At 67.9% G+C, this 25,831-nt stretch carries 29 protein-coding genes; 23 read left to right on the forward strand and 6 right to left on the reverse strand.

Annotated features, from left to right (window positions below):
- Positions 1-99: 99 nt before the first annotated feature.
- Positions 100-891, reverse strand: coding sequence for a 3-oxo-5-alpha-steroid 4-dehydrogenase (locus tag ACFXKN_RS31040; RefSeq protein WP_379434389.1), 792 nt, complete (start codon positions 889-891; stop codon positions 100-102).
- Between the two features lie 104 nt (positions 892-995).
- Here ACFXKN_RS31040 and ACFXKN_RS31045 point away from each other — a divergent pair, with 104 nt between their 5' ends.
- From ACFXKN_RS31045 to trmD, 7 genes are all read left to right on the forward strand, one after another.
- Entirely contained in the window at positions 996-1,814 is an 819-nt protein-coding gene (locus tag ACFXKN_RS31045) for a nuclear transport factor 2 family protein (protein WP_379434391.1), read from the forward strand.
- A 109-nt stretch (positions 1,815-1,923) separates the two neighbouring features.
- Positions 1,924-3,018, forward strand: coding sequence for an amidohydrolase family protein (locus ACFXKN_RS31050; RefSeq protein ID WP_379434393.1), 1,095 nt, complete (start codon positions 1,924-1,926; stop codon positions 3,016-3,018).
- A 227-nt stretch (positions 3,019-3,245) separates the two neighbouring features.
- Positions 3,246-3,824, forward strand: a complete 579-nt coding sequence (locus ACFXKN_RS31055; RefSeq protein WP_378965316.1) for a Uma2 family endonuclease — start codon at positions 3,246-3,248, stop codon at positions 3,822-3,824.
- 202 nt (positions 3,825-4,026) lie between these two features.
- The gene (gene rpsP / locus ACFXKN_RS31060) at positions 4,027-4,464 is read left to right on the forward strand and encodes a 30S ribosomal protein S16 (protein ID WP_378965320.1); all 438 of its coding nucleotides are present in this window, start codon (positions 4,027-4,029) and stop codon (positions 4,462-4,464) included.
- The gene (locus ACFXKN_RS31065) at positions 4,464-4,706 is read left to right on the forward strand and encodes an RNA-binding protein (protein WP_056811833.1); all 243 of its coding nucleotides are present in this window, start codon (positions 4,464-4,466) and stop codon (positions 4,704-4,706) included. Before rpsP ends, ACFXKN_RS31065 begins: the two co-directional genes overlap by 1 nt.
- Entirely contained in the window at positions 4,707-5,231 is a 525-nt protein-coding gene (gene rimM, locus ACFXKN_RS31070) for a ribosome maturation factor RimM (RefSeq protein ID WP_379434395.1), read from the forward strand. It abuts the gene before it with no gap.
- Between the two features lie 3 nt (positions 5,232-5,234).
- On the forward strand, positions 5,235-5,912 hold the full coding sequence (gene trmD / locus ACFXKN_RS31075) for a tRNA (guanosine(37)-N1)-methyltransferase TrmD (protein ID WP_379434397.1): 678 nt from the start codon (positions 5,235-5,237) through the stop codon (positions 5,910-5,912).
- 1 nt (position 5,913) lies between these two features.
- Here the strand turns inward: trmD and ACFXKN_RS31080 are convergent, their stop codons facing one another.
- Both ACFXKN_RS31080 and ACFXKN_RS31085 read right to left on the reverse strand, forming a co-directional pair.
- Positions 5,914-6,282: a VOC family protein gene (locus ACFXKN_RS31080; protein ID WP_378626370.1), complete on the reverse strand. Its 369-nt coding sequence runs from the start codon at positions 6,280-6,282 to the stop codon at positions 5,914-5,916.
- Between the two features lie 399 nt (positions 6,283-6,681).
- Positions 6,682-7,527 (reverse strand): LuxR C-terminal-related transcriptional regulator, encoded by an 846-nt coding sequence (locus tag ACFXKN_RS31085; RefSeq protein WP_379434399.1) that lies wholly within the window; start codon positions 7,525-7,527, stop codon positions 6,682-6,684.
- Positions 7,528-7,623: 96 nt separating this feature from the next.
- On the opposite strand from ACFXKN_RS31085, the gene ACFXKN_RS31090 reads away from it, so the two are divergent.
- From ACFXKN_RS31090 to ACFXKN_RS31165, 16 genes are all read left to right on the forward strand, one after another.
- Positions 7,624-9,234, forward strand: coding sequence for an AMP-binding protein (locus ACFXKN_RS31090; protein WP_378965349.1), 1,611 nt, complete (start codon positions 7,624-7,626; stop codon positions 9,232-9,234).
- Positions 9,234-10,847, forward strand: coding sequence for an AMP-binding protein (locus ACFXKN_RS31095; RefSeq protein WP_379434402.1), 1,614 nt, complete (start codon positions 9,234-9,236; stop codon positions 10,845-10,847). Before ACFXKN_RS31090 ends, ACFXKN_RS31095 begins: the two co-directional genes overlap by 1 nt.
- 99 nt (positions 10,848-10,946) lie before the next feature.
- Positions 10,947-12,128: an alpha/beta hydrolase family protein gene (locus tag ACFXKN_RS31100; RefSeq protein ID WP_379434404.1), complete on the forward strand. Its 1,182-nt coding sequence runs from the start codon at positions 10,947-10,949 to the stop codon at positions 12,126-12,128.
- 47 nt (positions 12,129-12,175) lie between these two features.
- Positions 12,176-14,560: a Tex family protein gene (locus ACFXKN_RS31105; RefSeq protein ID WP_379434406.1), complete on the forward strand. Its 2,385-nt coding sequence runs from the start codon at positions 12,176-12,178 to the stop codon at positions 14,558-14,560.
- Positions 14,561-14,584: 24 nt separating this feature from the next.
- On the forward strand, positions 14,585-15,475 hold the full coding sequence (locus ACFXKN_RS31110) for a hypothetical protein (protein ID WP_378965371.1): 891 nt from the start codon (positions 14,585-14,587) through the stop codon (positions 15,473-15,475).
- A 157-nt stretch (positions 15,476-15,632) separates the two neighbouring features.
- Positions 15,633-15,974 carry a 50S ribosomal protein L19 gene (gene rplS / locus ACFXKN_RS31115; protein ID WP_056811812.1) on the forward strand — a complete coding sequence of 114 codons (342 nt, stop codon included), beginning with the start codon at positions 15,633-15,635 and terminating at the stop codon, positions 15,972-15,974.
- 107 nt (positions 15,975-16,081) lie between these two features.
- Positions 16,082-16,825, forward strand: a complete 744-nt coding sequence (lepB, locus tag ACFXKN_RS31120; protein WP_378965528.1) for a signal peptidase I — start codon at positions 16,082-16,084, stop codon at positions 16,823-16,825.
- Between the two features lie 76 nt (positions 16,826-16,901).
- Positions 16,902-17,606, forward strand: a complete 705-nt coding sequence (locus ACFXKN_RS31125) for a ribonuclease HII (RefSeq protein ID WP_378912402.1) — start codon at positions 16,902-16,904, stop codon at positions 17,604-17,606.
- A 46-nt stretch (positions 17,607-17,652) separates the two neighbouring features.
- The gene (locus tag ACFXKN_RS31130) at positions 17,653-17,958 is read left to right on the forward strand and encodes a DUF2469 domain-containing protein (protein ID WP_011210678.1); all 306 of its coding nucleotides are present in this window, start codon (positions 17,653-17,655) and stop codon (positions 17,956-17,958) included.
- A gap of 91 nt (positions 17,959-18,049) precedes the next feature.
- The gene (locus ACFXKN_RS31135; RefSeq protein WP_378965380.1) at positions 18,050-18,406 is read left to right on the forward strand and encodes a YraN family protein; all 357 of its coding nucleotides are present in this window, start codon (positions 18,050-18,052) and stop codon (positions 18,404-18,406) included.
- Positions 18,406-19,914: a YifB family Mg chelatase-like AAA ATPase gene (locus ACFXKN_RS31140; RefSeq protein WP_378965385.1), complete on the forward strand. Its 1,509-nt coding sequence runs from the start codon at positions 18,406-18,408 to the stop codon at positions 19,912-19,914. Before ACFXKN_RS31135 ends, ACFXKN_RS31140 begins: the two co-directional genes overlap by 1 nt.
- On the forward strand, positions 19,911-21,080 hold the full coding sequence (gene dprA / locus ACFXKN_RS31145) for a DNA-processing protein DprA (protein ID WP_378965394.1): 1,170 nt from the start codon (positions 19,911-19,913) through the stop codon (positions 21,078-21,080). The genes ACFXKN_RS31140 and dprA overlap by 4 nt, the downstream gene beginning before the upstream one ends.
- Before the next feature lie 184 nt (positions 21,081-21,264).
- The gene (locus tag ACFXKN_RS31150) at positions 21,265-22,188 is read left to right on the forward strand and encodes a tyrosine recombinase XerC (protein ID WP_378965402.1); all 924 of its coding nucleotides are present in this window, start codon (positions 21,265-21,267) and stop codon (positions 22,186-22,188) included.
- A gap of 481 nt (positions 22,189-22,669) precedes the next feature.
- Positions 22,670-23,035 carry a YidH family protein gene (locus ACFXKN_RS31155; RefSeq protein WP_378965405.1) on the forward strand — a complete coding sequence of 122 codons (366 nt, stop codon included), beginning with the start codon at positions 22,670-22,672 and terminating at the stop codon, positions 23,033-23,035.
- Positions 23,036-23,052: 17 nt separating this feature from the next.
- Positions 23,053-23,331, forward strand: a complete 279-nt coding sequence (locus tag ACFXKN_RS31160) for a DUF202 domain-containing protein (protein WP_378965409.1) — start codon at positions 23,053-23,055, stop codon at positions 23,329-23,331.
- A 327-nt stretch (positions 23,332-23,658) separates the two neighbouring features.
- Complete coding sequence (locus tag ACFXKN_RS31165; RefSeq protein ID WP_378965412.1) at positions 23,659-24,000, forward strand: hypothetical protein; 342 nt, start codon at positions 23,659-23,661, stop codon at positions 23,998-24,000.
- Between the two features lie 160 nt (positions 24,001-24,160).
- Here ACFXKN_RS31165 and ACFXKN_RS31170 read toward each other — a convergent pair whose 3' ends face one another.
- The 3 genes from ACFXKN_RS31170 to ACFXKN_RS31180 form a co-directional block, all read right to left on the reverse strand.
- Positions 24,161-24,673 (reverse strand): DUF1990 family protein, encoded by a 513-nt coding sequence (locus ACFXKN_RS31170; RefSeq protein ID WP_378965416.1) that lies wholly within the window; start codon positions 24,671-24,673, stop codon positions 24,161-24,163.
- Positions 24,674-24,734: 61 nt separating this feature from the next.
- Positions 24,735-25,217, reverse strand: coding sequence for a M23 family metallopeptidase (locus ACFXKN_RS31175; RefSeq protein ID WP_378965532.1), 483 nt, complete (start codon positions 25,215-25,217; stop codon positions 24,735-24,737).
- 300 nt (positions 25,218-25,517) lie between these two features.
- A complete protein-coding gene (locus ACFXKN_RS31180; RefSeq protein ID WP_378965420.1) occupies positions 25,518-25,760 on the reverse strand; it encodes a hypothetical protein in 243 nt (80 codons plus the stop codon).
- Positions 25,761-25,831 lie beyond the last annotated feature (71 nt).

A 25,831-nucleotide genomic window follows, 5' to 3' on the forward strand; every position in this document is an offset into this window, starting at 1 on the left:
TTCGGCTCAGCGCTTTCGAGCGCTAACCGGCGACCCGGCCGCGGACCGGCCACTTCGTGGCCGCCGCTCCCCAGGGGTCGCGGGTGCGGGGTTGGTGTGTCAGATCACGCCGGGGATCAGCGCCTTGCGGGTTGTGGGGTAGTCGGCGAACTTCTCCCGGTACCACCGGTGGGTTGCGAAGGCGCGCGGCACCAGGTTCCCCGCGGTGATCAAGAAGATCACGACACCGGCCAGCGACCAGGTGAGCAGCGCGAACCCGGCCCAGGCGATCAGTTCGCCGAGGTAGGCCGGGCTGGTGACGAACCGGAAGCCCGCGCCGTGCGGGATGCGGTACTCGGCGGCGCCGGGGTTGTTCTTGTCCCGCAGATTGCGCACGATCGCCTCGGACCGGACCAGCAGGCCGAAGCCGCACAGGTACACGAGGACTCCGATCAGGAAGCGTGGATCGGTGAACCAGGCGGTGCTGTACTGGTTGTTGTAGTCGTTGCTGAAGAACGCGCCGTTGAGATAGCCGTGCAGGGCCGTCACGAACACGCCCGCCGCGACCACCGAGACGTTGAAACTGCTCTTCTTGCCCGGCACCTGCCGGATGGACAGCGGGAAGAACCAGCCGCGGTTGCTGTAGTGCAGCAGCCAGATGGCGGCCAATACCAGCGGCACCGGTTCGAAGCGATCGGGGCCGCTGAGATAGAACACCGCGAACACGACGGTCGCGGGCAGCTCCATCAGCCACCAGCCCAGTTTGGGGTTGAGATTGAAGCCGACTTTGTTCGACGCGAAGCGGCCGTAGGGGCTCTGCGCGAACAGTCCGCCGACGATCACGAACGCGGCGAAGGCGAAGGCGATGGTCAGCACGGTGTCGTAGGTGGTGTTCCCGGTGTACCAGTCCATCGAGATCCTCTTGTTCAACAGGCGCCGGGCACGATCGCCGACGCAAAACTAGAACACGTTCTATCATGGATCGCGCAGGGTGAGCACGACTATGGAGGACGTACATGCCGTTGGATCGGACCGATGAAGACCTGCTCGCGGCCGTGCGCGAGTCACCGCGAGCCGTGGCCGCGCACGACAAGGACGCCTGGGTCGGATTGTTCGCCGGGAACGCCGCGGTGCACGACCCGTACGGCTCGCGCGAGCACATCGGCCCCGACGCGATCTCGCGCTTCTACAACGTCTTCATCGCGCCGAACTCCATCGCGTTCAGCGTCGACCGCGATCTCGTCGCCGGGCACACGGTGGTGCGTGACCTGCACATCGAGACCACGATGTCGACCGGCGCGACCGTCACCGTGCCGATGCATCTGCGCTACGACCTGGTCGCCGCGCATGGCGGCTGGCGGATCGCCCGGCTCGCCGCGCACTGGGAGCTCGCGGTGATGATCGCGCGACTGCTGCGCACCGGGCCGACCGGTCTGCTCGCGGGCGCGAAGCTCGGTCCGCAACTCGTCGCCGAGCTGGGCGTGGGCGGGGCGATGGGCATGATGCGGGCGTTGCGGGGTGTGGGCGGGGCGGGGAAACGTGTCGTCCGCGGGCTGTTCGAGGCGGCTGCCGCCGGTGACTCGGACGGTGTCCGCGCGCTGCTCGATGAGCGGGCGGTGGTCGAGTTGCCTGCCGGTCACCCGATCGCGGCGGCGGACTTCGCCGAGCGCGCGCGAGACATCGAGTGGGACAAGATGATCGCCGCGGGGCGCACCGTCAGCGTGAGCGTGCGGGTCGGTGCGTCGCGAGGTGTGGCCTTCGTCGACTTCGCGCCGGATCGGCCGCGGGTCACCGCCGTGCGGGTCTTTCTCGATGGCGATCCGGTAGGCGACTGACGGCGCCCGCGAAGGGTTCGCGGTCGGCGCCGAGTTCCGCCGCGGGGTCGTGTGCGTGCATCGATCGCGCGCGGTAGGTTCGATCTCAGGCCGACGTCTGGAGGTTCGTGTGCATCTGCGTGGTGTGGTCCTGCCCGGTGACGAGGAGCGCGACCTCTGGGTTGTCGACGGGGTCGTGACATACGAGCCCGTGCGTGAGGCCGAGACCCTGTGTCGCACAGGATGGATCGTGCCGGGCCTCGTCGATGCCCATTGCCATGTCGGCATCCGCTACGGCGGCGGGGACGAGACCCACGAGGGCGCGATCGAGCAGGCCGAGACCGAACGCGATGTGGGCGCGCTGCTCCTGCGCGACGCGGGCTCGCCGATCGACACCCGTTTCATCGACGAGCACGCCGAGCTGCCGCGGATCATCCGCGCGGGTCGTCACATCGCCCGCCCCAAGCGCTATATCCGCGAACTCGGCATCGAACTCGACGACGAACGCGACCTGCCCGAGATCGTCGCCGAGCAGGCCCGCTTCGGCGACGGCTGGGTGAAGATCGTCGGCGACTGGATCGACCGTTCGGTCGGCGACCTGCGGCCGCTGTGGAGTGACGACATCCTGAAGCAGGCCATCGACGCGGCCCACGCGAACGGGGCTCGGGTCACCGCGCACGTGTTCGGTGAGGACGCGCTGCCGGGTCTGATCAACGCCGGCATCGACTGCCTCGAACACGGCACCGGCATCACCGACGACACCATCGAGTTGATGGTGGCCAACGGCACCGCCCTGGTCCCCACCCTGATCAACATCGACACCTTCCCCGGCATCGCCGACAGCGCCACGAAGTTCCCGGTCTACGCCGCCCACATGCGCGATCTGCACCGCCGCGTCCGCGACACCGTCGGCAACGCCCACGAGGCGGGCGTTCCGATCTACGCGGGCACCGACGCGGGCGGCTCCATCCGCCACGGCCGCATCGCCGACGAGATCACCGCCCTGTCCGGGGCCGGCTTGTCACCCCACGAGGCTCTCGGCGCCGCCTCCTGGAACGCCCGCACCTGGCTCGGCCGCCCCAGCATCGAAGAAGGAGCCCCGGCCGACTTCGTCGTTTACGCCGAAGACCCTCGCACCAATCCCGCCGCCCTCACCGATCCCCTATGGGTGGTCCTCCGCGGCATGGTCGTCAAAACCCCCAACCCCGTCACCGGCCACCGCTGAGCCCCGGCTCCATCTCACCGTTCGGTGTGAAATACGCGCAAACCGTGCGAACTTCGCGCGTAACGCTCACCAGTTTCGCGCGAAACGCTCACCAGGCTTATATACAGTGGAGTCGAGCGGTCGGCCGGTGGCTACCACAAAGTTCGTTGCCCGCCGCCTACCCTGGTTGACCGCACGAGTTCGGTTCGAGCGAGCGCCAAGCGAACGGGAGATCGGACGGAATGACCATGAGCGCTGAGGTTTCGATGTTCCACCCGCTGGGCCCGAAGACTGTGCAAGACTGGCTCGCCGAAGAGCAGCCGGTCGATGGATCTCGACTCGAACTCATCTGGGGGTACCTGCACATGACGCCGCCGCCAGGTGGTCCACATCAGTACGCTGCGGGTGAGTTGTTCGTCGCTCTACGCGCTGCTGTTCGTGCGGCGGGTCGCCCGGATCTCACGGCGCTCCTCGCTGTGGGTGTCCGGATCAGTACGCCTTTTCGTATCGGGATAATTCCCGATATCGCGGTGGTCAGCGTTCCGCCCGACCGCGTCAATTTTGCGGCGGACGATGTGGTACTCGCGGTGGAGGTGTGGTCCCCGGGCAACAGCCGCGAGGAACGGGACACCAAAATTGCGGCCTACGCATCGGCGCGGGTGCCGTATCTGTGGATCATCGAACTTCCAGACGGCAAGCCCGCGCGCTTCTGGGGCTACACGCTGGGCGAGTCCGGCTACCGCCAGGAAGTGTTCGCCACCGACGGTGAGACGGTGAAGGCGCCCGGTCCGGTACCGGTGCTGGTCGACACCTCGCAGTTGCGGTGAGATAGCGCGTCACCGAGGGAGGCGATTTCCGGGCTCGCCTGGTCGTCTGGCAGAATGAACCCTCGTCCTTCCTGGACAGTGTCAGCCCGTCTCCGGTTACGCACCGCGCGGCGGTCACGCACACATGCGCGAAACCGGACCCGCAGACCATGCGGGTCGCTGAATCGCGTGGTGACCAAACTAGTGAAAGAGGCAGATCAGCATGGCTGTTCGCATCAAGCTCACCCGCCTGGGCAAGATCCGCAACCCGCAGTACCGCGTCGTCATCGCCGACGCCCGCACCCGTCGTGACGGCCGGGCCATCGAGTCCATCGGCCTGTACCACCCGAAGGAAGAGCCTTCGCTGATCCAGATCGACGCCGAGCGCGTCGCGTACTGGCTGTCCGTCGGCGCGCAGCCGACCGAGTCGGTGCAGCGTCTGCTGGAGATCACCGGCGACTGGCAGAAGTTCAAGGGCCTGCCGGGCACCGAGGGCACCCTGAAGGTCAAGGCCCCGAAGACCTCCAAGCTGGACCTGTTCAACGCCGCGCTCGCCGCCGCCGACAACGCGCCGACCACCGAGGCCGTCACCCCGAAGAAGAAGGCCGCCAAGAAGGACGAGGCTGCCGCTGAGGAAGCCGCCACCGAGGCTGCCGAGTAATGACTGCTGTTGTTGCCGATGCCGTCGAACATCTGGTTCGCGGCATCGTCGCCAACCCTGACGACGTCCGTGTCGAGCTGCTCACCGGACGTCGTGGGCGCACCGTCGAGGTGCACGTCCATCCTGAAGATCTGGGCAAGGTGATCGGGCGCGGTGGTCGTACCGCGACCGCGCTGCGCACCCTGGTCGCCGGCATCGGTGGCCGTGGGATCCGGGTCGACGTGGTCGATACCGACGCCTAGATGGAACTCGTCGTAGGTCGGGTCGCCAAGTCGCACGGCGTGCGCGGCGAACTCGTCGTCGATGTTCGCACCGACGAGCCGGACGTCCGGTTCGCGCCGGGCGCTACGTTGCGCGGCAGGCTGCCGAAGTCCTCGGCGACCCGTGACTACACCGTGAAGTCGGCCCGAGAGCACTCGGGCCGGCTTCTGGTGTACGTCGACGGAATCGACGACCGCACCGCCGCCGACGCCCTGCGTGGCACCTTGTTCGTCGTCGACAGCGATTCACTGCCGCCGTCGGACGATGACGATGCCTTCTACGACCACGAGCTCGAAGGCCTTCGGGTCGAGTTCGCCGACGGCACCGCAGTCGGCACGGTCACCGAGGTGCTGCATTCGGCCGCGGGCGAACTGCTGTCGGTGCGTGCCGCCGACGACGGTCGCGAAATTCTCATTCCCTTTGTCACCGCCATCGTGCCGACGGTTTCGCTCGCCGATGGACTGGTGGTCATCACACCGCCCGAGGGCCTGCTCGATCCGGAGTAATTCGTGCAACTCGATGTCGTCACGATCTTCCCGGAGTATCTCGAGCCGCTGCGTACCGCGCTGCTCGGCAAAGCCGTCGACAAGGGCCTGATCTCGGTCGATGTGCACGACCTGCGCAATTGGACGCACGACGTGCACAAGTCGGTCGACGACTCGCCCTACGGCGGTGGTCCCGGCATGGTCATGAAGCCCACCGTCTGGGGCGATGCCTTGGACGAGGTGTGCCCCGACGACGCGTTGCTCGTCGTCCCCACCCCGGCCGGTGTGCCGTTCACTCAGGCCACCGCGCAGCGCTGGGCCACCGAGAAACACCTCGTCTTCGCCTGCGGGCGCTACGAGGGCATCGATCAGCGCGTGTTCGATGACGCCGCCCGCCGCGTCCGTGTCGAAGAGGTGAGTATCGGCGACTACGTGCTCATCGGCGGCGAGGCCGCGGTGCTGGTGATGACCGAGGCAGTGGTGCGCCTGATCCCCGGCGTGCTCGGCAATCAGCAGTCCCACCAGGAGGATTCGTTCTCCGACGGACTCCTCGAAGGCCCCAGCTACACCCGGCCGGTGTCGTGGCGGGGCCTCGACGTGCCGCCGATCCTGCTCTCGGGCGACCACGCCAAGGTAGCCGCGTGGCGCCACGAACAGTCACTGGAACGAACAGCGCAGCGTCGTCCCGATCTGCTGCCCTGACCTATCCCGCGATCACGCGGGTGGTGATGCAGAACGGATGCCCGGCAGGGTCGAGCAACACGCGCCAGCGCGGATCCGGTTGCACCGGTGCGGGTTTCGCGCCGATCGCGAGGGCGTGCTGTTCGCAGAGATCCAGGTCGGCGTCGGCGGCGAGGTCCAGGTGTACCGCGGCTGTGCCGGGCCACTGCGGCGGATAATAGTCCTCGACGCGTTGCGCGGCGACCGTCAGTCCCGACGGGATACGGATCCCGACGCTGTGCGCGTCGTTCCACAGGACACGGCCACCGAGCAGCCCGAGATAGAAGCGGGCGAGGGACTCGGGGTCGTCACAGTCCAGTGAGAGGCCGGCCAGTTGAAAAGGCTCCGTCATCGGACCGACGGTACCGGGCCGGATGCGCGCCGAGATTGTTTTGCCTAAAGACAGTTGGGTATCCATTGCGGTCATGCGTTGTGCGATCGTCCAACCTGAGACTTGCTGGTTCCATTCGGAATGGGTTCGGTACCTGCGTCTTTCGGCGCGATCGGGTCCGGCGCGGTGAATCCGGACGGGCTGCGCGCCGATGTTCCCAGTACAGGCATTGCGTCCGTGGGTGATCGGCTGTTACCGACGTAAGTGTGTTGCGAGTTTCGATGCCGGTGTCTCGTGCCGCTGTGGGCGATCGGGTCCGTCCGCGTGACTGTTCCAGGGCATTGGAACACTCATGACGGTCGAATAAAAGTGATATATCGCACATAGGGGACAGTGCGTGAAGGGGGCGGTGACGGCCGTTCAGGGCAGCAAGCCGTGCCGCCGTGCCAGCGCCACCGCCTCGTGTCGAGTGCTCGCATCGAGCTTGCTCATCGCCTGCCGCAGATAACTCTTCACGGTTTCGGCGCCGAGCGAGAGCCGAAGCGCCGCTTCCTGATTCGTGCAGCCGAGCGCGATCTGGGCGAGCACATCGAGCTCACGCCGCGACAGTCGCGGCGCGTCGCCGCCGGGCGCGCCGGTCAACACCTCGGTCAATCGTTCGCACACCCCGGAAAGCCGGTCGCGCAGGGCGAGATCGCCGGTCGCGGTCGCGAGGGCGCGCAGTTCGGCGTGGATCTCGCGCAGTTCCTCGGTCGCCGCCGGCGTGGACGCCGGCGGCGGCGCCGCGAGGTCGAGCAGCCGGACCCGCCGGTCCACCTCATCGCGGACGGTGATCTCGGCGGCGAGCCGCCGACTCGCTTGCAGGATCACCTCGGCGGTGCGGTCGCCGAGCGGGGTCGCGCCACGAGTGGCCGCGTAGAGCACCGCGCGAGGTTGATCGGAGACCAGGACCGGCACGGCGATCACCGACCGCAGTCCCTCGCCGAGAACCGCGGCGTCGTAGTGGTGGGTGATGGTGGGCGCGCCCCGATAGTCGGCCACCGACGCGGGCCTGCGGTACTCCATAGCCTGTCCGCCGAGACCGGAGGTGCGCAGCACCGACAGCCCGCGCATGCCCGTGGTGACGGTGCCCGCGAACTCGGTGAGCAGCAGGGTGTCCTCGTTCACCGCGCCGCCGAACACCACCGGGACGCCCGCCCGGCGCGCCACCCAGCGGATCTCGGCGCGCAGCGCGTCACCGTCGCGCGGGCGCAACAGGGAAGTCATGGATCACCCCTTTTCGGGGGTAGTGGTCGTCGTGAGCTATGCCACATTCTAGGTCAGACCCGGCAGACGATGCCCGGGTGTTGAGGAGAAGCTGCGATGACTACCGACCTGGACGCGCGGGTGCGCGACCTGCTCGACGACTACGACGGACCCGGGGCCTGCGCGGCCGAACTGCTCTGCGATCGGCATCCGGCCGAGCAGATCGCGTTCACGGTGGTCGAAGCCGATCTGAGCGCGCACGAGTTGACCTACGGCGAGCTGCGGGAGCGCTCGACCCGATTCGCCGCCGCGCTGGCCGAACTCGGCGTCGAGCCAGGCGACCGGGTGGGGACGCTGATGGGGAAGTCCGCTGAGCTCGTGGTGGCCCTGCTCGGTATCTGGCGCCGTGGCGCGGTGCACGTGCCGTTGTTCACCGCGTTCGCCGCACCCGCCATCGAGCTCCGGCTGAGCGCGAGTCACGCGAAAGTCGTTGTCGCCGATGCCGACCAGGCGCCGAAACTCGCCGCGGCCGGCTACCGGACGATCATCGTCGGCGACGCCGAGATCCCCGGCGCGCTGCGCTTCGACGATCTGCTCGCCGCGCACCGGCCCGACGATCCGCGCGCGCGGCCGGTGGCGGTCGGCGGCGACGGCCTGCTGGTCCAGTTGTTCACCAGCGGCACCACCGGAACACCCAAGGGCGTGCCGATCCCCGTCCGCGCGCTGGCGTCCTTCCACGCCTACCAGGAATTCGCCCTGGACGTGCGCCCAGCGGACGTCTTCTGGAACGCGGCCGACCCGGGCTGGGCGTACGGCCTCTACTACGCGATCCTGGGGCCGCTGGCCACCGGCGTGCGCAGCCTGCTGCTGCACGCGGGCTTTTCGGCGCCACTCACCTGGGACGTGCTGCAGCGCTTCGGCGTCACCAACTTCGCCGCGGCGCCGACCGTCTACCGGGCGTTGCGCGCCGACAGCGGTCCGGTCCCGGACGGATTCGTCCTGCGCAGGGCGTCGTCGGCGGGGGAGCCGTTGACCCCGGACGTGGTGGCGTGGTCGCAGCGCACCCTCGGTGTGGCGGTGCGTGATCACTACGGCCAGACCGAGCACGGCATGGTCATCTGCCACGCGTGGCATCCAGCCCTCGACGTCGCCGCCCCGCTCGGTTCGATGGGCAGACAGCTGCCCGGGTGGACCTGTGCGGTCCTGGCCGAGGACGCCGACATCGAGGCAGCACCCGGTGAGATCGGCCGGGTCGCCATCGACACCGACCACAGCCCGCTGCTGTGGTTCCTGGGCTACCTCGACGATCCGGAACGCACCGCGAGCCGATTCACCGCCGACGGACGTTGGTATCTGACCGGTGACGTCGGCGCCCGCGACGCCGACGGCTGCTTCCGCTTCAGTGCCCGCGACGACGACGTGATCATCATGGCGGGCTACCGGATCGGCCCGTTCGAAGTCGAGAGCGTGCTGGTCCTGCACGAGCAGGTCGCCGAGGCCGCCGTGGTCGGGATGCCCGACGAACTCCGCGGCGAGGTGCTCGAGGCCTTCGTGGTGACCCGCGCCGGCACCGAGGGCAGTGCCGAGCTGACCGCTGAACTGCAGCAACTCGTCAAGGACAAGTTCGCCGCCCACGCCTATCCGAGAAGGGTTCACTTCGTGGACAGCCTGCCCAAGACCCCGAGTGGCAAGGTGCAGCGATTCCTGCTGCGCAAGGAGATCCGCTGATGTCCGAACTCAGCTACACCTGCGGGCCCGCCGAAACCCCGCTGCTCGGTGACACCATCGGCGCGAACCTCGACCGCACCGTCGCGGCCCACCCGACGCGCGACGCGCTCATCGACTGTCCGACGGGGCGCCGCTGGACCTACCGCGAGCTGGGCGCCGCTGTCGACGCCGTCGCGACCGGCCTCGCCGCGCACGGCATCGGCCCCGGTGACCGGGTCGGCATCTGGGCGCCCAACTGCGCGGAATGGCTTCTCGTGCAGTACGCCACGGCGAAGATCGGCGCGATCCTGGTCAATATCAATCCCGCCTATCGCACCAGCGAACTCGACTTCGTCCTCCGCCAGGCCGGAGTGCGCCTGCTGATCGCCGCACCGGAGTTCAAGACCTCGGACTACGTCGCGATGATCGAGCAGGTCCGACCGAACTGTCCAGCCCTGGAACAGGTGCTGATCCTCGGCACCGCGCCGTGGCAGCAGGTGGCCGAGACGGTGCCCGACGCCGGGCGGTTGGCCGCGATCGCCGAGACGCTCTCGGCCGACGATCCGATCAATATCCAATACACCTCGGGCACAACGGGTTTCCCGAAGGGCGCGACGCTCAGCCACCACAACATCCTCAACAACGGGTTCTTCGTCGGCGAGCTGTGCGGGTACACCGAAGCCGACCGGGTCTGCATCCCGGTTCCGTATTACCACTGCTTCGGGATGGTGATGGGCAATCTCGCGGTCACCTCACACGGTGCGGCCGTGGTGATTCCGGCGCCGTCGTTCGATCCGGCCGCGACGCTGGCCGCCGTCGCCGCCGAACGCTGCACCTCGCTCTACGGCGTGCCGACGATGTTCATCGCGATGCTGGCCGAACTCGACAGCGGTGCCGCGCCGGAGCTGTCCAGCCTGCGCACCGGCATCATGGCGGGCTCGCCGTGCCCGGTCGAGGTGATGAAACGAGTGATCGACCGGCTCGGCATGGCCGAGGTCGCGATCTGCTACGGCATGACCGAGACCTCGCCGGTCTCCACACAGACCCGCCGCGACGACAGCATCGACCGCCGCACCGCCACTGTCGGTCGGGTCGGCCCCCACCTCGAGGTCAAGGTGGTCGACCCGGAGACCGGGCGCACCGTGCCACGCGGCGAACCGGGTGAACTGTGCACCCGCGGCTACTCGGTGATGCTCGGTTACTGGGAGCAGCCGGACAAGACCGCCGAGGCGATCGACGCCGCCCGCTGGATGCACACCGGCGACATCGGTGTGATGGACGAGGACGGCTACCTCGCGGTCACCGGCCGGATCAAGGACATGGTCATCCGCGGTGGCGAGAACATCTATCCCCGCGAGATCGAGGAGTTCCTCTACACACATCCCGATATCGTCGACGCCCAGGTCATCGGCGTCCCCGACGACAAATACGGCGAGGAACTCATGGTGTGGATTCGGTTGCGCGAGGGCGCGACACCCCTCGATGCCGCTGCCGTCCGAGCCTTCTGCACCGGTCGCCTCGCCCACTACAAGATCCCGCGCTACGTCCACGTGGTCGACGAGTTCCCGATGACGGTCACCGGCAAGGTCCGCAAGGCCGAGATGCGCGAACTCGCCAGGGAGATTCTCGGCTGAGTGACTGCGGCGCACGATGATTCGATCCATCACCGATCGCACGGTTTGCTAGCGTGTTCGCGACAGTCGGGCTGTTCGCGGCCCCGGCTGCGAATGATGATGGGGGAGACGGTGTTCCGTCGCGCGCTTGTGGTCTCGTTGTCGGTCTGTGCGCTGGTCGCGACGAGCGCGGGTGCCGCCGATGCCGGGCCGGGTGGTGTCGCTGTGCTGCCGAGCCCGAGTGGCGCCCTGCCGGTCGGCACGACGACATTGCACCTGATCGACGGCGCCCGGCCGGATCCGTTCCAGCCGGACCGGTCGAGGGAGCTGATGGTCTCGGTGTTCTACCCGGCGACCGACGTGGACCGGTACCCGCGGGCGCACTACGCGTCGACCGAGCTGATTCCCGGACTGGAGCAGAAGCTGGGCATCGAGCTTCCCGGCGCACTGGCACATGCCCGTCGGGGCGCGCCCGCACAGGCCGCGGGCACCTATCCGGTCGTGCTCTACACGCCCGGCGGCGGTGTCTCGCGGATTCTGGGCACGGGGCTCGCCGAGGACCTGGCTTCGCGCGGCTATGTGGTGGTGACGGTCGACCACACCTACGAATCCGGCCCGGCCGTCGAATTCCCCGGCGGCCGGATCGTGCGGCCCGCCGCGGCACCGAACGGCTTCGACACCGCCATCCGGGAGAAGTACGTCGCCGCGCGATTGCTCGACTTGCGGTTCGTTCTCGACTCGCTCGCCGGGCTGGCCGCGGGGACGAACCCCGATGCCGAATCCGACGCCCTGCCTACCGATCTGGGCCGTGTGCTCGACCTGGATAGAGTCGGCGCCGTCGGCCACTCCTCCGGCGGGTACACCGCCGTCGAAGCGATGCACGAGGACCGTCGTATCGATGCGGCCGTCGACCTGGACGGGCAGATCGGTGTCGACGAGGCATTCGGTCGGGCGGTCACCGAGGGTGTCGACCGGCCGACATTGGTTCTGACCAGCAGTCAGATCGAGCAAGTGGGTGATGCCAACCCCTCCCTCGATGCGTTCTGGCAGCGGGCCACCGGTTGGAAACGTCATCTGGCCATTGCCGATTCGGCGCACTACGACTTCACCGATATGCCGTCGCTGGTGCCCGCCGTAGCCCGGCCCGCCGCGTCGACCTACATCGGCGCCATCGACCCGGATCGGATGGCGACGTTGGTGCGCGGTTACGTCGCGGCCATGTTCGACAAGTTTCTGCGCGGGCAGGCCGACACCGTGCTGGATCGGCCGGTGACCGAACCTGAGGTGACGACAATCCGCTGACCTGGGTGCCAGCGGGGTGTCGGTGCGGAGCTGTAGTCTCTGCGGCTGTGACGACAGCGCCTGAGATCGCCGACAGCACGACCACCATCGCCAGCGTAGGCAGGCGGATCGCCGATGAACTGGGGGTGCGCGAGACCCAGGTCCGCGCCGCCGTCGAACTGCTCGATGGCGGTTCGACGGTTCCGTTCATCGCGCGATACCGCAAGGAGGTCACCGACGGGCTCGACGATGCCCAGTTGCGTCAGCTCGAGGAACGGCTCGGCTATCTGCGTGAGCTCGACGAGCGCCGCGGCGCGATCATCGAATCCATCCGCGGCCAGGGCAAACTCGATCCCACTCTGCACTCGCAGCTCATGCTCGCCGAGACCAAGGCGCGCCTGGAAGACATCTACCTGCCGTACAAACCCAAGCGCCGCACCAAGGCTCAGATCGCGCGCGAAGCCGGACACGAGCCGGTGGCCGACGCGCTGATCGGCGACCCGAGCACCGATCCGGCCGGATACACCGCCGAACAACTCGACGGTGCCCGCTCGATCCTCGTCGAACGCTTCGCCGAAGACGCCGACCTGGTCGGTGAGCTGCGTGAACTGATGTGGAACCGCGGCCAGGTCACCTCCACGGTGCGCGCGGGCAAAGAGGAGGCGGGGGCCAAGTTCTCCGACTACTTCGAGTTCAGCGAGCCGTTCCAGAAGCTGCCATCGCACCGGATCCTGGCGCTGCTGCGCGGGGAGAAGGAAGAGATGCTCACGCTGCACCTCGAAGCCGACACCGAAGAGCCGGTGCCCGGCGAGCGCACGATCTATGAGGGCCGCATCGCGGTCGCCTTCGGCATCGCCGACAAGGGCCGTCCGGCCGATTCCTGGCTGCTCGACACCGTCCGCTGGGCCTGGCGCACGAAGCTGGCGGTGAGCCTGGGTATCGATACCAGGATGCGGTTGCGTCAGGCAGCGGAGAAGGACGCGGTCGACGTGTTCGCCGCGAATCTGCGTGATCTGCTGCTCGCCGCGCCCGCGGGTACCCGCACCACCATGGGCCTCGACCCGGGATACCGCACCGGTGTGAAGGTCGCCGTCGTCGACGCCACGGGTAAGGCCGTCGCGACCGAGGTCATCTACCCGCACAAGCCGCAGGGTCAGACCGAGAAATCCCTTGCCGTGCTGGCCGCGCTCGTCGCCCGCTTCAACGTGGAGCTCATCGCGATCGGCAACGGCACCGCCTCGCGCGAGACCGATGCCCTTGCAGTGGAACTGATCTCGCGGATCCCGGAGAACAAGCCGACCAAGATCGTGGTCTCGGAGGCGGGCGCCTCGGTGTACTCCGCCTCGGCCTACGCCTCGGCCGAACTGCCCGACATGGACGTGTCGCTGCGCGGCGCGGTCTCCATCGCCCGGCGTCTGCAGGACCCGCTCGCCGAACTGGTGAAGATCGATCCCAAGTCGATCGGTGTCGGCCAGTACCAGCACGACGTGTCCGAGACGCTGCTGGCGCGCTCGCTGGGCGCGGTCGTCGAAGACGCGGTGAACGCCGTCGGTGTCGACGTGAACACCGCCTCGGTGCCGCTGCTGTCGCGGGTGTCGGGAGTGTCGGGGTCGGTGGCGGAAAGCATTGTGGCCCACCGTGATCAGAACGGGCCGTTCCGTAGCCGTACGGCCTTGCTCGAGGTACCGCGCCTGGGCCCCAAGGCTTTCGAACAGTGCGCGGGCTTCCTGCGTATCCGTGGCGGTGCCGACCCCCTCGACACCTCCGCTGTGCACCCCGAGGCCTACCCGGTGGTGCGCCGCATTCTCGAACACACCGGCCGGGAGATGGCCGAGGTCATCGGCAACACCAGCACCTTGCGTGCGCTGAAGCCCGGCGACTTCACCGATGAGAAGTTCGGTGTGCCCACGGTCAGCGACATCATCGCCGAGCTGGAGAAGCCGGGCCTCGACCCGCGCCCGGAATTCAAGACCGCCGAATTCGCCGCCGGCATCGAGAAGGTCGCCGATCTGAAGCCGGGGATGGTGCTCGAAGGCGTCGTCACGAATGTGGCCGCGTTCGGCGCGTTCGTCGATGTCGGCGTGCACCAGGACGGTCTCGTGCACGTGTCGGCGCTGTCGCACAACTTCGTCAAGGATCCGCGCGAAGTGGTGAAGTCCGGTGACGTGGTGAAGGTGAAGGTACTCGAGGTCGATGTCGCGCGTCAGCGGATCGGACTCACCCTGCGTCTCGACGACGAGCCGGGCAAGCCCGCGCAGGGGGACAATCGTGGTGGTGGTGGGCCGCGCGGTCAGGGTCGTGGACAGGGCGGTCGCGGCCAGGCACCTGCTCGCAATCAGGGACAGGCTCGTCAGGGCAACGGGAACGGTGGCGGCAACCAGCGCAAACCGGCTGCCGCACCGACGGGATCGATGGCCGACGCGCTGCGCAAGGCCGGTTTCGGCAACAAGTAGGCACTCGACGACAGGGCAGGCGGCATGGGACGGTGGCTCGAACACGAGGTGATCGCGCACGGCCGCCTGCCCCTGCTCTGTTTCCTGCTGGGGTTCATCCTCGGTTTCGTGGTGATCCGGGTCAGCGTGCGGATGATCCGGGCCAAGGTGCGCTGGTGGCCGGGCAATGTGAAGGCAGGCGACACCCATATCCATCACATGGTGTTCGGCGTGATCACGGTGCTGCTGTCGGGCATCGGGCTGATCGCTACCGCCGAGGACTCCACCCAGGTCACCTCGAGCGTGCTGTCCGCGTTGTTCGGGATCGGCGCCGCGCTGGTACTCGACGAGTTCGCGCTGATCTTCTATCTGCGTGACGTCTACTGGTCCGAACAGGGCCGCACCTCGGTGGATGCGGTATTCGTCGCGCTCGCGGTGACCGGCCTGCTCCTGCTCGGCGTGCAGCCTTCGACCTTTCTGGACTACGACGATTTCCGGTCGTCGCGCGGTGTCGGGGTGCGCGTGGGCGTGGCCATCACGACCGCGGTGAACCTGTTGCTCGCGGCGGTGGTGATCGCCAAGGGCAAGATCTGGACCGGACTGTTCGGCATGTTCTTCACCCCGCTGCTCCTGGTCGGCGCCGTGCGGTTGAGCAGGCCAGGTGCGCCGTGGGCGCGCTGGCGCTACGGTAACCGGCCCAAGACCATGAATCGGGCGGTCGAGCGGGAGCGGCGGTATCGCCGCCCGGTCATCCGCGCGAAGATCTTCGTCCAGGACCTGATCGCGGGCAAACCCGATGTCGAGCACGCACGCACCGCCGCCGAGGCCGAGTTGGCCCGCACCGTCGTCCCCGCGCCGTCCGCCCCGCCGCCGCACCCGCATCTGCTGCCGCGCCGTCGGACCGACACCGGGTCCGACCAGCCAAGCGACGGGTGAGGCCCGATTTCAGTCGTGGCTACCCGGTCTGGCACAATGAACCGGTTGCCTTGGACGAGTCATGTCCGAGAGCACTCCTGTTCTGAGCATGAACCGGTCGAGCGCGCGAGTGTCGCCAGGTTCCTCTGTTCACGCGAAGAATCCGAAAAGGTGGAAAATGAACACCCTTGATTTCGTCGACGAGAAGTCGCTGCGTAGCGATGTCCCCGCGTTCCGTCCGGGCGACACCCTGAACGTGCACGTGAAGGTCATCGAAGGCTCGAAGGAGCGCATCCAGGTCTTCAAGGGCGTCGTGATCCGGCGTCACGGCGGCGGCATCGGCGAGACCTTCACGGTCCGCAAGGTGTCCTTCGGCGTCGGCGTCGAGCGCACCTTCCCCGTGCACAGCCCCAACATCGACCACATCGATGTCGTGACCCGCGGTGACGTGCGTCGCGCCAAGCTGTACTACCTGCGCGACCTGCGCGGCAAGGCTGCCAAGATCAAGGAAAAGCGCTGATCTCGCAGTAGCACTTGGCAGTACCAGAATTCTTCAGGTAGCCCGGTACCCGACTCACGTCAGGGTGCCGGGCTACTCTGTTCGGCGTGGCAGACGAAAGTGGGTCGGTGTCGGTGTCCGATTCGGGTGACGAAGGTGGGCGGCGCAGAAAGAAGCGCGGCGACAAGAAGCAGCGCCCGTTCTGGCAGGAGCTGCCGATACTGATCGTGATCGCGGCGGTGATCGCCGCGCTGATGGTGACTTTCGTCGGTCGGCCGTATGTGATCCCGTCGCAGTCGATGGAGAACACGCTGCAGATCGGTGATCGCATCTACGTCCAGAAGATCAGCTACTACGGCTCCGAACCCGGGCCGGGCGACGTGGTGGTCTTCGTCGGACCGCCGTCGTGGAACGGGCACTACAAGTCGGTGCGTTCCGACAACAGCGTTGTGCGCGGGCTGCAGAATTTCCTGTCCTACTTCGGGCTGGTCCCGCCGGACGAGAACGATCTGGTCAAGCGCGTCATCGCGGTCGGCGGGCAGACCGTGCAGTGCTGCGATCCGCAGGGCCGCGTCATGGTCGACGGCAAACCGCTCGACGAGCCGTACATCAAGAAGGATTACCCCTGGTTCACCGACCGCCCCAACGCCGTGTACCCGGCGGGCCGGGTGTTCGGTCCGGTAAAGGTGCCCGAGGGCAATCTGTGGGTGATGGGCGACAACCGCAATGAGTCGGCTGATTCGCGCGCCCACGTCAGCGACGATCTGCAGGGCACGGTGCCGGTGGACAACGTCCGCGGCAAGACGGTGTTCAAGATCTGGCCACCGAACAGGATCGGCCCAGTAAAAACGCAAAACGCGCAAGAGAACTGACACGTTGAGGACGGGTGTTCCGGGTCGAGTGCACCCAGAACGCCCAGGAGAACTGACGCGACGGGACAATCGAACTGTGGGGCAGGATCGGACCAGCTGGCCGCCGCGGATGGTGATGCGCCGGGCGGGCGGCCTACGCACGCTCGAGGCAGCGCTCGTGCGCGGTGGCCTCGCGCCGGTGGCTGGTGTCGACGAGGCGGGGCGCGGACCCTGCGCGGGCCCGCTGGTGGTCGCCGCGTGCCTGCTGGCGCCCAAGGCCTACGACAAGCTTGCCGGGCTAGACGACTCCAAGAAACTCACGGAGGCGGCTCGTGAGGAGCTGTTCCCGGTGGTTCAGCGATTGGCGCTGGCCTGGAGCGTCGTCGTGGTGCCCGCGTGGGAGATCGACTCGATCGGCATCCACGTCGCCAATATCGAGGGCATGCGCCGAGCCGTCGCAGGCCTCGAACGCACCCCCGGCTACATCCTGACCGACGGATTCAAGGTCCCCGGCCTGCCCGCCCCCTCGCTGCCGGTGATCGGCGGCGACGGCACCGCGGCCTGCATCGCGGCCGCGAGCATCCTGGCGAAAGTGACCAGGGACCGGATGATGGTCGAGCTCGACGCACAGCTGCCCGGCTACGGTTTCGCCGCGCACAAGGGCTACAACACGCCCGAGCACACCGCGGCCCTGCGGCAGCTCGGACCCAGCACAGAGCACCGTCGTTCCTGGCGTAATGTGCGCGAGCTCGAGGTGCCCGGAGGTAGCCGAGTGGCTACTCCGGCGGCACATGCGCGATGATGTCAGCAATGAACGCGGCGCTGCTAGCAGGAGGACGTCCCACCCGATGAGTGCTGAGGACCTCGAGAAGTACGAAACCGAGATGGAACTGTCGTTGTACCGCGAGTACAAGGACATCGTCGGCCAGTTCTCGTACGTGGTGGAGACCGAACGGCGCTTCTACCTGGCCAATTCTGTCGAACTGCGCCCGCAGAACGCCGACGGCGAGGTGTATTTCGAAGTGCGGATGAGCGATGCGTGGGTGTGGGATATGTACCGCCCGGCTCGGTTCGTCAAGCATGTTCGGGTGATCACGTTCAAGGACGTGAACATCGAGGAGCTGGAGAAGCCGGACCTGCGCCTGCCGGAGTAGTTGTCCACAGGGGCGCGGTTATCCACAGGTTTTCTGTTTGCCCAGGTCGCGTGGGTCATCCGCGCGAGAGCTTATGGCCATGCTTTCGCTCATGGCACACAATCAGGCGCTCGGCGCATACGGGGAGAAACTGGCCGCGCAGTACCTCTGCGAGACCGGGATGGAGATCGTCGCCCGCAATTGGCGGTGTCGATACGGTGAGCTGGATCTGATCGTCGGGGACCCGTCGGTCACCGTATTCGTCGAGGTGAAGACGAGATCGGGGCTGGGGTTCGGTATTCCCGCCGAGTCGGTCACGTTCAGCAAGCAGCAGCGGATTCGGCGGCTGGCGCTGCTGTGGCTGGCCGAGCAGGACGGGCCGTGGCGGCGGATTCGCTTCGACGTCGTGTCGGTGCTGGTTCCGCGGGGGCGCGGGCCGGTCATCGATCATCTGACCGCGGCCTTCTGATGGCTCTCGGACGGGCGTTGTCGGTGGCGGTGACCGGGGTCGACGGACAGCTGGTGGAGATCGAGGCCGATATCGGTCAGGGTCTGCCCTCGGTGAATCTCGTCGGTCTGCCCGATACCGCGCTGCAGGAATCGCGCAATCGGGTGCGTTCCGCGGTGGCCAATACGGGGGAGAAGTGGCCGGACGGTCGGGTGATCCTGGCACTCTCACCGGCAACGCTTCCGAAGGTAGGAAGCGTGTACGACCTCGCGCTGGCTGTTTCCGTGCTCGATGCCTCCGGTGCGGTGCCCGGCGAGCGGCTGGTGAAGACGGTGCTGCTGGGGGAGTTGGCGCTCGACGGTCGGGTTCGGCGGGTGCGTGGAGTGTTGCCCGCCGTGATCGCGGCGCGGGCGGCCGGGCTGCCCACTGTTGTCGTGCCCGCCGAAGCGGTTGCCGAAGCGGGGCTTGTCGAGGGGATCGAGGTACTCGGGGCGACGAGCCTGCGAGCGGTGGTGGCGTGGCTGCGCGGGGAGGGCACGCTGCTCGAACCCGACGGTGTCGTGCCGGGGACACAGATGCCGTGCGGCGACCTCAGCGATGTCGTCGGTCAGGACGAGGCGCGCTGGGCGTTGGAGGTCGCGGCGGCGGGCGGACATCACTTGCTGCTCACCGGACCGCCCGGCATCGGCAAAACGATGTTGGCGCAACGCCTTCCAGGGCTGTTGCCACCGCTGTCGGAAGCGGAATCCTTGGAGGTCACCGCGATCCACTCGATGGCGGGATCGCTCTCGGCCGAGCAGCCGTTGCTCACGCTGGCTCCCTTTGTCGCACCGCATCATTCGACGTCGGTGACCGCCATGATCGGCGGCGGTTCCGGCATGGCTCGTCCCGGCGCGGTGAGCCGGGCGCATCGTGGGGTGCTGTTCCTCGACGAATGCGCCGAGATCGGCACCAAAGTTCTGGAAGCACTGCGGACTCCGCTCGAGGAGGGAGAAGTGCGCATAGCCCGGCGCGACGGTGTGGCGCGGTATCCGGCCCGCTTCCAGCTCGTGCTGGCGGCCAATCCCTGTCCGTGTGCACCGGCGCGCGATGTCGACTGCATCTGCGCACCGCTGGCTCGGCGCCGCTACCTGGGAAAACTATCGGGACCTCTGCTCGATCGCATCGATATCTGGGTCCAGATGCATGGGCAGGCCGGCGCGCCGTTCGGTGACGAGCAGGCCGAGAGCAGCACCACCGTGGCCGCGCGCGTTGCCCGAGCCAGAGCCCGCGCCGCGCAGCGGTGGAGCGAGGACGGGTGGACGACCAATGCCGAAGTGCCAGGCCATGTCCTGCGAAAGCGATTCAAACTGCCACGGGAGTCGATCGCACCGATCGAGACGGCTTTACGACTGGGGCGAATGTCGGCTCGTGGCGCCGACCGGGCGATCCGGGTCGCCTGGACGGTCTGTGATCTACGCGAGGGGGAGTTGCCCACCGTGCAGGATGTGATGTCGTCGTTGAACTTCCGGCAGCGAGGTGCGCAATGAGCGAGGTGCGTGCGGTGGATCTGGATGGGGATCCGGACGAGCGCAGGCTCGCCTGGGTGTATCTATCGCGCGTGGTGCAGGGGCCGTGCGCACCGCTGTCGGCACTGATCGCCTCGGTCGGGGTGTGTGAGGCCGCCCGTGCTGTCCGCGAGCACGAGTTGCCTGCCGCACTGCGCGGACCTACCGTCATGCGGCGTGAAATCGATTCAGCAGCAAGGGATCTGGACACCATCGCGCGTCTGGGTGGGCGGGTCATCACGCCCGATGACGAGGAATGGCCCGGCTGGCGGATGCTCGGTCTCGACCAACTCGACACCGAACGCGATCGCGAGGCGGCGGTCCCGCTGGTGCTGTGGGCGCGGGGCCCGCTCTCGCTCCACGCCGCGTCCGAACGCGCTGTCGCGGTGGTCGGTTCGCGGTGTAGCAGCGGATACGGGTTGCAGGTGGCCAGTGAGATCGCGTGCGACCTGTCCGGTCGGGGCTGGACGATCGTCTCCGGAGCGGCCTTCGGTATCGATGCCGCGGCCCATCGGGCGGCGCTGGCCGTCGGCGGGACCACCGTGGCAGTCCTCGCCTGCGGTGTCGATCGCCCGTATCCGGCTCAACACGACCGCCTGCTCGCCGCCATTGCCGAAAGTGGTCTCGTCGTCAGCGAATACCCGCCGGGCATCTCGGCCCAGAAACACCAGTTCCTGGCCAGGAATCGATTGATCGCGACACTCGGGGACGGTGTCCTGGTAGTCGAAGCGGGTCTACGCAGCGGTGCCCGCAACACGGTGAAATGGGCCCGCAGGCTGGGCAGACCGGCCATGGCTGTCCCGGGACCCGTCGGCTCGGCTTCCTCGGCAGGCTGCCACCGCATGATCAGAGACGGCGAAGCCCTCCTGGTAACCCGCGCCGAGGACATCATCGACGAAGCGGGCCCGCTCCGCCTCCCCGTCGCCGAAGGCAACCCGGTGGACACCGCCGCCCACCTACGCGGCGCCGAAGCCGAAATCTACGCAGCTCTACCCACTATCGGCTCCCGCCTTCCTCGAGAACTATCTCAACAATCCGGCCTGGACCTGGCCACCGTCAGAGCAGTACTGCCGAGCCTGGAACTAGCCGAATTGGTCGGCTGCGACTCCGACGGATGGTTTCGGACATCCAGCCGACGGGCGAGCTGAGGGGCGCCGAGCATGCGGTTGACGCGCGTGCATCGGCCATCGGGCGAGCGGGTGGTTGCGACGGCGGGGCAAGGCAGGGCAGTGGGTGCGGCGCATAGTCCGTCGGGTGGTCGGTGTGGGCGGCTCGCATCCGGGAGCGGCGTGGTGGGTTGCGTGGGGGACGGGGAAGGGTGACGGTTGGGTCATGGATGTGTTGCCTGATGATCTGACCGCATTGCTTACCGAGTTCGGGCGGCATCTGCGGTTGGGGCGGAATCGGTCGGCACATACGGTGCGGGCGTATCTGGGGGATGTGCGGTCGTTGCTCGAGCATCTGTATGCGCGGTCGGCGGATTCGGCGGTGCGGGAGCTGGATCTGCCGTTGTTGCGGTCGTGGTTGGCCGAGCTCGCGGCGGTAGGGGTGGCGCGGACGACCCTGGCCCGGCGGGCATCGGCGGCAAGGACTTTCACCGCATGGTTGACCGAGACCGGGCGGCTCGGTGTCGACCCCGGGTTGCGACTGCAGGCCCCGAAAGCACATCGCGTGCTGCCTGCGGTGCTCGGCCGCAATCAAGCCGAACACGCCATGGATGCGGCGGAATCCGGGGCGGCGCAGCAGGATCCGATGGCACTGCGGGACCGGCTGATCGTGGAGGTGCTGTACGCCACCGGAATTCGCGTCAGTGAGCTGTGCGGTCTCGATATCGATGACATCGATCGGGAGCGTCGCCTCGTGCGCGTTCTCGGCAAGGGCAACAAGGAACGCTCGGTGCCGTTCGGTGGTCCCGCCGACACCGCGCTCGACGCCTGGCTCCGCGCCGGCCGCCCGTCCCTGGTCAACGACAATTCCGGCCGCGCCCTGCTCCTCGGTCAACGTGGCCGCCGCCTCGACCAACGCCAAGCCCGCTCCGTCGTCCACGAGGTCATCGCCGCGATCCCCGGCGCCCCCGACATGGGCCCCCACGGTCTACGCCACACCGCAGCCACCCACCTCCTCGAGGGCGGCGCCGACCTCCGCGTCGTCCAGGAACTGCTCGGCCACGCCAGCATGGCAACCACCCAGCTCTACACCCACGTCTCCGTCGAACGCCTCAAACGAGTCCACGACCAGGCCCACCCCCGCGCCTGACCGCGGTGGTGCGGGTTTTCGACCAGGTCTGCCCTCGCGCCTGACCGCGGTGGTGCGGGTTTTCGACCAGGTCTGCCCTCGCGGTTGACCGCGGTGGCGCGGGTTTTCGACCAGGTCTGCCCTCGCGGTTGACCGCGGCGGTGCGGGTCTTCGACAGGTCCGCCTCCACGGCTGACAGCGGCGGAACGAGTCCACGACCAAGCGCACCCTGCGGCTGACCGCTGCGGAACGAGTCCGGGTACCGGGCCGCGCTTCGCCTGTGAGCAGATCGGCGAGAGCGGGACCGTAGCGCGGCATGGCATCGGCGGGGCGAGCGGGGTCGCGGGGCGGCATCATCGAGGGGCGAACGGCCGACGGTGGGCAACAGGGCGGCGTAGAGATCAGGTGGCGGTGGGACGACATGGTGGGCGTCGCGCTCGCGACGATCACGAGCGGATGGATCGCGGTAGCGCATGATGGGGACAGGAGGAGGTGGTGGTTAGTGACATTGCCCGAGGTCGGGGCCGAATCCGAGGACGGCGAAGAGGAGGTCGACTACCGGTTCACCCTCGCCAATGAACGCACGTTCCTGGCGTGGATCAGGACTTCGCTCGGTCTGCTCGCCGGCGGCGTCGCGGTGCACACCCTCGTCCAGCCGACTCGCCTGGCCGGATTCGCCGGTGTCATCTCGTTGATCAGCTTGGTCATGGGCCTGGTCGTCGCGCTCGCCGCTTTCCGGCACTGGCGTCGGGTGAATCTCGCGATGCGTGACGGGGGACCGCTCCCGGGAACGATCCTGGTTCCCGTTCTCTCGGTCGGCGTTGCGGTGGTAGCCGCACTCGCTTGCGTAGCGGTAGTGCTCTCGTGATCGCACCCACTCTTGCGATGGAGCGCACTGCCCTGGCCTGGCGGCGCACGTCACTCGGCGCGGCCGCCTGCGCCCTGCTCCTTGTCCACGAAGCGGCGGCCGACGGTCGGCCGACCTGGGTGCTCCCACTCACCGCCGCCACGGTCGCGCTGCTCCTGGCCGGTGTGGGCTGGTCCCGCGGCCGCGCGCTCGATCGCGGGCGTGCGGGCGCCGGTCACCGATTCGTCGCGACCACCACCCTCGCCGTAGCGACCGTATCTCTGATCGCCGTCGTCACCTTGCTGCTCAACGGCTAGTGCGGCCGCCTCGCCTTCCTGGCTGATGTGCTGTTCAACCGGTGGTCCGGTCGTGCCCATACTGCGGCCTGCCCATACTGCGGCCTGCCGTGACTGCGGCCTGCCGTGACCTGTCAGCCCGTTCGGCTGGATCGACCGGGCCGTTCAGCAGCGTGTAATCCACAGGGATTCGGGGGAGTCCGTTTGCCATGGCCGCGACGGTGGGACCGCAAACCGCGCCTTCTTCAACGCCTACCGGCTGCAAAAAGTGTCCGCGCGTTCGCGAGCGACCGCCGCCGACACGGAACTCGGTCGACGATCGCAGCACCGGAAAATAGTGTGGTCGGCGTGACTTCCCTGCGCGAGCGGCTGCGTGCCGCGTTGAAACCTGCGATGAAGGCCCGCGACCTCGGTGCGGTGTCGGCGCTACGTTCGGCGCTGGCGGCGATCGACAACGCGGAGGCGATCGATGTCGGTGAGAGGAGAGCCGGTGCGATGGAAGCCAGCCCAGTTGGTCTCGGCGCGGCCGAGGCCAGCCGCCGCGACCTCACCGATGTCGAGATCGAAGCGATCGTTCGTCGCGAGATCGACGAAAGACGCCTCGCGGCAACCGAATACGAGCACCTCGGTGCGATCGACCGCCGCGATCGGCTGATCGCGGAGGCAGACGCGCTTGCCGCACTCCTCTGAGGCCACCGAGTCCGTGAGTGACGGCCACCGAGTCCGCGAGGCCATCGTCCTCGGCCGGTCTCGAAGCGCCGACATCGAGCGACTCGGCGAGGGTTGGTAGCTCGGCACGGGCGCCGAAGGAAGCGATCCCCGCCTGCATCCGCGCCGGTCGGGCGCGTCGTCAGCCGTTGGTGGGCAAGGTATTCACGTAGCGGTGGGCGAACCAGCGCTGGATCAGGCGGACGACGGGGCCACCGATGCGGACGTACCAGGTGCCCGGCTTGGAGAAGGCGGTGACCAGGCCGTAGACGGTGTCGTCGGTGGGGTCGTACTCGACGGCGAACAGTTCTTCACCGACCTCGGGGTGTCCGGGGAGGGTCCCGTAGGCGAAGCCCGCGCGGTCGGGTTCGTCGAGGACGTAGACCACACGACAGGGTGCGGTGATGCCGAGGCGGCCGATTCCGAGGAACACCGTCAATGCGGTTCCCTGCTGGGCGGTTTCGGTGTCGGCGCTCTGGAAGACGCCGGAGCCCTTCTGCATCCCGTACTCGAGGATGTGGGTGGCCGCGCGGTCGAACAGATCGCGGCCGTGACCGACCGGCCGTCGTAGCCGGAACCGGTGGTATCCGCTCGGCATGGTGGTGCGGGTGGCACCGACCTCGGGGTAGGTGAACGGCGCTGTTTTGTCTGGCACGTCTCGATTCTCGTCCGCAGCCGATCGTCGTGGGGGCCGGGTGGTGGAGTGGTTCGTCACGTCATGGCTCCAACGGTTTCAGGCGGACCGGCACCTCGTGCAGGAGTCCGAGCGGGTCGACGTATTCGCGCCGGTTGTGCGCACCGGACTCGCGACGGGCGCCCCAGTGCAGGCAGGCGGTGACCGGACACCCCTCGTGTCCGGCCACCAGGGTGCCGAGCGGCGTTCCCCTGCTCACCCGGCTTCCCACCCTCACCTGCGCCCGCACCGGTTCGTAGGTGGTGCGCACGCCGCCCGGATGATCGATGGACACCACCGGTTTGTTCGCCACTTCCCCCGCGAACACCACGATGCCGTCGCCCGCCGCCAGCACCTGCTGCCCGGCCGCGCCCGCCAGATCCACGCCTCGATGCCCCGGCAACCAATTCCGCTCCGGCTTGTCGAACTTGCGTTCCACTGTGGGCCGCGGCCGCAGCGGCCACCCGAACGGCCTGGATTCGGCCGCCTCGGCGGGTACCGCACCACTGAGCACAATCGCCACCAGACAGACGACACCGACTACCCGCCCGAATATCGACCGGATCCGGCGTACCGCACGACGCGACTTCCCGGCGTCGCGAGGCCACTCGTCGCGGTCGGCCACGGCGGCTCGCGTCACAGTGCCGACCCTGGACCGATCGAGACCGTGAAGGCGAGCCCGCATCTTCGGTCCGGCATCGGGATTCTCGAGGTTCCGAGACCCGTTTTCTCGGTCCGGCACCACGGAGCGGTTCGGAGAATCAAGACGGGTAGCGAGCGTCGGCACATACCGTGCGGTGTCGGGCTTGTCGAACATCGCCCGGTCTCAGCGGTGCGGTCGCGGTGTCGGCACCCGCTGCGGCGCCGCCAGCGTTCGCAACATCTCCCGCAGAACCGCGGGAAGCTCCGCCGCCGATCCACTCCCACCCCCGGTTCGCACCACGATCTCGATCTCCGACCGCGCCCCCGCGCTCTGATCCACGCCGCGCGGACGGCCGGGCGCGGAACCGAGGTCGTGGATCGTCACCCGCACCGGAGCCGGTGCGGGAACAAGCTCTCGACGCGGCACGACGATCACCGGCACCACTACCGGCGCTCGCCCGCAGGAACCCGCTGCCGCGTTCCGCCGCGGTACTGGAG

The sequence above is a fragment of the Nocardia sp. NPDC059195 genome, assembly GCF_042754695.1.
In the GTDB taxonomy this organism is placed as follows: domain Bacteria; phylum Actinomycetota; class Actinomycetes; order Mycobacteriales; family Mycobacteriaceae; genus Nocardia.